Below are 5,070 nucleotides of genomic sequence, written 5' to 3'. Positions count from 1 at the left end.
GGGTTATAGAGGCTGTGTGAGAAGAAGTACAACGCTTACCCCATGCTTTAGCTTGGGGGTATGATAACCTACTATTACCTAGGGCTTTAGCCCCGCATTGTTGGGCTAAAGCCCTCCTTTTTTAAGGTTTTTATAACCCCCAGGCTGAAGCCTGGGGTAAGTATCAATAGTAACAGTACTATACGTAGACAACTAAAACTAATGTTAGCAAGCAATTATTCCATTGCAATGAAGTTTTCACACAGCCTCTATACGGTATATGGTATCCACTTGCTGAAACGTCTGCTCTGACAGGCCGGTTGTCTATGCCGAAGCCAGTCTTTCGCCTACTAGAGTATGACTTCGTGCGAGCAGGCACAGGCAGGTAACCGAAGAGGAGGAAACGGGTGTTGTATTTTGATACTTTGACGTTGCTCAGCACAGGCAAGCTCACGACAAACTTTCGAGCTGAATGTCTTTCGATTCAGAGATATCCACTATTATTAGAATCACGTCACAAATCATAAACTCAAACCACTTTGCATCCATATACCGTATACCCTTATATCCCTAATATCCTCGTCTCCAGGTACGCATTTGGGGGAAGAGCCTTTTTTTATTATAGGAAGGCGGACTGAAATTGGTATTACTGAGTCGAAGTATATACAAATCATGTACGTTCAACTGCCGCAACAGCAATAGCTAATGGAAAGAACATTTCGATGAACTCAATGTCCGGAATAACTGGAGATTCGGTATGATGGGGAATATCTCCCAGGATCATCTCATTATGATCTTCAATTTTTAATTATTATTTTTTAATTATTAATTAGATTGCTTCATGACTGAACGTACTTTTTTTGCAGAATGGGTCCTCCCCATTATCAGTGGTCCCATCAGGGACGGTTTTGTAACCATATCAGATGGTAAGATAATTACCATTGGAAAACAAAGTGATTTTACCGGGGACAAGCACAAGGTTCAGGATCTGGGATTCACCGTTTTGTCGCCTGCCCTGGTCAATGCTTTGTTTCATCCGGATTATCCGGTAGCGGATCCTCAAACCACACCTCGAGGAAGTTTTCTAAACTGGCTGCATTCCGGAAAACACTTTTCCCGTCTAAGCTCCAAACTGGAGGTGGAAAGTGACCTGCTCAGCGCGATCAAGCGCTGTTATGACTATGGCACTGCCGCCATTGGAATCCGCACCAGACACCCTGAGGTCAGCGAACATCTGGAGCACTCCGGTCTCTATTCAGTGGTTTTCCAGATGCTGCATGGTTTCCGGGAGAGCAATGCTCATGCGGTTTGGAATGATCGCATGCGATTAAAGGACACAGAACTGACCCATTTTCATCTGGCCGGCGAATTCTTGTTCAATCTTGCTCCTGATATCTTTCAGAATATTGCAAACGCTAATACCAGAACTGCTCTACCCATTGCGTTCACGAAGGATGAGGATGTATTTTTCATGAAGGGTCAGGGTCGGATATACCAGTATCTTCTGGGAAAAGGTGACATGGATTATCGCTGGCAACCACCACGTACATCGCCTCTACGTCATTTCCTGACATGTGCTTTTGCTGCACATAATACTATTTTCAGTCAGATGATCAATGTGGAGGAGGAGGAGCTTGACCTTTTAGCCAGCCAGACTCAGACCTTTCACATGTGTCTCCATCCCCGGTTTGACCGGCAATGGAAATTGGGAACGGCTCCTGGTCAATTGATCAAGGATAAAGGATTTAATATTTGCCTGGGAACCTTTGCCGAGCACATGGATATTCGGGCTGAAATGAGATCTGCCTCAGCAGAATATGGCTTTAAGCCAGATGAGATCATTCGGATGGCAACCCTGAATGGCGCCAAGGCATTAGGGCTTGATAATAAGATCGGGAGTCTGGAACCTGGGAAAGCTGCGAAAATCGTTTCGATCCGCTCTGACAGCAGTATTGCTGATCCTTACAATATAATTTTGTTTACCAACGAGCGTCTACGGCAGATTTCCTGATTAAAAGGTCCAACGCAACCCAACAGTGGGCTGGACTTGAATACCTGTTTCCCCAAAGACGAAATTAGTGCTGATCTCCACCTCTGATCCAATCGAAAAATGTTCATTGGCATTATACCAGAGTTGAGGCTCTGTTAATATCACGATCTGTTTTCCGTTGTCACCCGATTTGTCTTGTGACCAGATGTCCATAAAACCTGAAAGCTCGACATTGCCATCCATCAGCGGGACAAACCAGGTAGTCGTTACTTGAAAATCAGGTGAATCTGAATCTTGGGCTGCCCGATACAGGATATCCAGCGGAAAAGCCACAAAACCAAGGTCGATATAATAATTCACACCTAACAGCCAGACCTGTCCCAAAGAACCAAAATTCGCGACTCCATCATTGTATTGGATGGTTGCTGAAAGATTGGGCACTGGCAAGGTAAAAGAACGAGCTATCTCCCAATATGCCAGGGAACCTCCTTTTACGCCTGAATTATCATACTCCATATCTACAAACCAGAAGGTGGAGCCATATTGATCCGGCTTGAACATTTCCAAGGTGGAAACCAGGTATTCCCGATCGGCTGCTGCCTCATAATGGAGTTGAAGGTTTTGAGGAAAAGCCATTGAGGCTAGGATAAGAATTAAAATTGTATTTTTACGAAACATGGGCGATTTCCTTAATTCTATTTGGAAACAGGCTCTATAAATCCACGACTTAAGTCGTGAGCTGCTTTACATCATGCGAATATATCGACCTGGTTCAGTGGAATCTTCAGTAAATTTCATTCGTTTCAAATAACGTTGGTGAACCGGGGTCTTGCAGTAGGTGATATAGGTGTGAAAGCCTTTTTGCTGCATCATCTCCCGAAATTCTCTGAAAAAATAGCGGGCTGATTCATAGTCCCTGTACATGGGAATCTCATAATCCAGGTGAATCCGAATAATACCGTTTTCCTGATGCTCATAAATGAACAAACCAACTGGAACTACATTTCTGGAGATAAAAATAGTGCGATGTTGGCGCAGTGCTTCGATATCCACATCGGGAAAATGTTTACGGATATCGCTTATATAAAATTCAATGAAACGCGGTAAAAATATACTGGTATCCCACGATATGGGTATCAAGTGAAACTGATCACGGGTCAGGACGATCCGAACCAGATAATAGATATTGATCCCGACAATGAAGGCATTAACAATCATCACGGGGTAAAGACTTAACACAACCCCATAAATCATGAAAGCGATGGCTCCCAGTAGGTTGATCAAACGCAAGCGCTTGATATTGGTCATGGTCAGGGACACGGCCACTACCACGGATGCCACATAGCCCAGCCATTCTGTCCATTCGATGGTCATAATAGTGTTAAGCTCCCGGCTGCACCATCCAGTTTTACGGTAGCTCCCAGGGGTAGACTCATTTTGCGCATGTTATGACCGTAGGCCACATTGGAAACAATGGGAAAATCAACTTCACCAATAATATCCTGGATTAATTCTGCCAGACTAAAATCATCCTCATCAGCTTCTTCCCAAGTATCTATAAATTGTCCCAGCATGAGACCGTTGATTCGGTCTTCTCCGTGAAAATAGCCGGCCATTTTAAATTGACTCAACATACGATCGATGTGTTGAACATTTTCTCCAATATCTTCCAAAACCATAATTCCACCGGCAACATCTGGAAAATAAGGGGTTCCCATTAGATTATTGAAGAGAGAAAGACAACCGCCTACCAGAGGACCTTCACCAGACCCTGGGGATACTGTTTTATAGGGAATATCCTCAGGATTTTTCAAAATCTGACTGGCAAACGGTTTGGTGACTAAATCCCAGAAACTGGCTTCTGTGTAAGGGTCTATTCCATCCTCTGCAGCCATTTCAACTGCAGCCATGACCCCGGAAATGGTTACCAGTCCGGTCTCAACTCCAAGGGCACATTGAAGTGCCGTAATATCAGAATATCCGACGAAAAATTTTGGATGCTGGGCGATCAGTTCGTAATCAAGATCATCCAGATAGCGGGGGGTTCCATATCCACCTCGGCTACAGATAATCATATCAACTTTATCATCAGCAAAAGCCGCATGGAGATCAGCCAGCTGTTCCGGTCCCTTTCCGGAGAGGTATTTATGTTTTCCCCGCAGATTAGACCCTTCTTTAACGTTATATCCTTTGGCTTTAAGGTAGGCAATTCCCCGTTTCAGTTTTTCTGGTTTGGGGGCGGAGGCGGGTGAGACAACGGCAATGGTTGCACCGGGTTGAATGGGGTCAGGTATGATCATTTTACTTCCTTTTAAAAATAATAACGGGGGTTTCCGCGGGAAGTCCCCTGATTGAATTGATTATATCAATTTTGAATGATGTCATTGTGGTCGAACAGGACTACCCGCTGGACCATTTTCCCTTGAGCGTTGAATTCTTCCAGAATGGTTCGGTTCTCATTATCAATATACTTGTAACGACGTTCGGTGAGAATGGTCTGCTTCAGATCATCCCGCAGGATCTCTCGATCTTTGCGTCGGTCATCCCGATAAATAGTTATTCTGGAGCAGATGGGTCGTCCCTGAATACCGATGACAAAGTAGCCGGTTTCCCGTCCATAATCATTGTATTCGCGCCGGATCAGAAAATTGGAGTTGGCCGGATTAAAGGTGGAGCCAAAGATCGTCCTGAAAATGGCAAGCTCAGTCGGATCATTTCTGAAAATATTTTCTTCCCGCAATTTACCATTATTATAGTAAATCTTTTGAACGATGTGGTTTCCATATTGGTCATATTCATTCTCAAGATGTTCGAAAAGAAGATTATCTGCATCATAACGTTTGAGAAGAACTGGTTTATCGTCAACGATCTTGATCTGAGTATGCTGCTGGTTGCGCATGGAGTCGCGGGGGGCAAATACAGCCGAGCTGGGTTTCCCCCACCCGATATAGAAAGCGGTGGAATCCTGTGCAAAAGCACTGGTGAAGAATAAGACAATGATGAATCCGATAAGCTGTTTCATGTTGGCTTAAAAAGTACTCCCCGGGAGAAAAATACAAAGGGTTTAGTGGTTTAGTGGTTTAGGGGTTTAGGGGTTTGGG

5 protein-coding genes are annotated in these 5,070 nt (G+C 44.3%); 1 reads left to right on the top strand and 4 read right to left on the bottom strand.

Going from position 1 to position 5,070, the window contains the following annotated elements; genetic code table 11:
• Nucleotides 1–820: 820 nt before the first annotated feature.
• The gene (locus U9Q77_03210; GenBank protein ID MEA3286373.1) at nt 821–1,990 is read left to right on the top strand and encodes an amidohydrolase family protein; all 1,170 of its coding nucleotides are present in this window, start codon (nt 821–823) and stop codon (nt 1,988–1,990) included.
• Here U9Q77_03210 and U9Q77_03205 read toward each other — a convergent pair whose 3' ends face one another.
• From U9Q77_03205 to U9Q77_03190, 4 genes are all read right to left on the bottom strand, one after another.
• Nucleotides 1,991–2,647, bottom strand: a complete 657-nt coding sequence (locus U9Q77_03205; GenBank protein ID MEA3286372.1) for a DUF5020 family protein — start codon at nt 2,645–2,647, stop codon at nt 1,991–1,993.
• A gap of 66 nt (nt 2,648–2,713) precedes the next feature.
• Nucleotides 2,714–3,343, bottom strand: a complete 630-nt coding sequence (locus U9Q77_03200) for a hypothetical protein (GenBank protein MEA3286371.1) — start codon at nt 3,341–3,343, stop codon at nt 2,714–2,716.
• A complete protein-coding gene (locus U9Q77_03195) occupies nt 3,340–4,269 on the bottom strand; it encodes an LD-carboxypeptidase (protein MEA3286370.1) in 930 nt (309 codons plus the stop codon). Before U9Q77_03195 ends, U9Q77_03200 begins: the two co-directional genes overlap by 4 nt.
• Nucleotides 4,270–4,334: 65 nt before the next feature.
• Nucleotides 4,335–4,991, bottom strand: a complete 657-nt coding sequence (locus tag U9Q77_03190) for a hypothetical protein (protein ID MEA3286369.1) — start codon at nt 4,989–4,991, stop codon at nt 4,335–4,337.
• Nucleotides 4,992–5,070 lie beyond the last annotated feature (79 nt).

The sequence above is a fragment of the Candidatus Neomarinimicrobiota bacterium genome (assembly GCA_034716895.1).
Lineage (GTDB): Bacteria > Fidelibacterota > UBA8477 > UBA8477 > JABMPR01 > JABMPR01.
Note: the sequence above shows the minus strand (reverse complement) of the source record. Positions and strands in the feature narration are given on the sequence as shown.

Coding starts and splice junctions, on each gene's coding strand:
- U9Q77_03205 (MEA3286372.1), bottom strand. CDS start 2,647: ATGTTTCGTAAAAATACAATTTTAATTCTTATCCTAGCCTCAATGGCT.
- U9Q77_03210 (MEA3286373.1), top strand. CDS start 821: ATGACTGAACGTACTTTTTTTGCAGAATGGGTCCTCCCCATTATCAGT.
- U9Q77_03195 (MEA3286370.1), bottom strand. CDS start 4,269: ATGATCATACCTGACCCCATTCAACCCGGTGCAACCATTGCCGTTGTC.
- U9Q77_03200 (MEA3286371.1), bottom strand. CDS start 3,343: ATGACCATCGAATGGACAGAATGGCTGGGCTATGTGGCATCCGTGGTA.
- U9Q77_03190 (MEA3286369.1), bottom strand. CDS start 4,991: ATGAAACAGCTTATCGGATTCATCATTGTCTTATTCTTCACCAGTGCT.